We start from the raw sequence: 257 nt of genomic DNA, 5'->3' as shown, positions 1-257 counted from the left end.
CACCACGTGCTCGACGCCCGCACAGGCGTGCCGGTGCGCACCTGGGCGGCCACGTGGGCGATCGCCCCCGACGCGATGAGAGCGGATGCCGTCGCGACCGCCCTGTTCTTCGAGGGCGGCCCAGAGGTCGCAGCGTCGTGGGGGGGCGAATGGGTGCGGATGGCCACCGGCGGACGAGCCGAACGATCACCCGGCGGCCCCGCGCAGCTGTTCACCGCCCGCCGCTGAGGCCGCGAAGTAGGGAAGAGTAGACCTGT

The 257-nt window shown here is 73.2% G+C and carries 1 protein-coding gene; it reads left to right on the top strand.

Going from position 1 to position 257, the window contains the following annotated elements; genetic code table 11:
- The coding region (locus R0J87_RS22245) for an FAD:protein FMN transferase (protein ID WP_498889032.1) at window positions 1–228 on the top strand (228 nt) is incomplete at its 5' end.
- Window positions 229–257: the final 29 nt, after the last annotated feature.

It is taken from the genome of Halomonas sp. SIMBA_159, from assembly GCF_046536035.1.
GTDB lineage: Bacteria > Pseudomonadota > Gammaproteobacteria > Pseudomonadales > Halomonadaceae > Vreelandella > Vreelandella venusta_A.
Note: the sequence above shows the minus strand (reverse complement) of the source record. Positions and strands in the feature narration are given on the sequence as shown.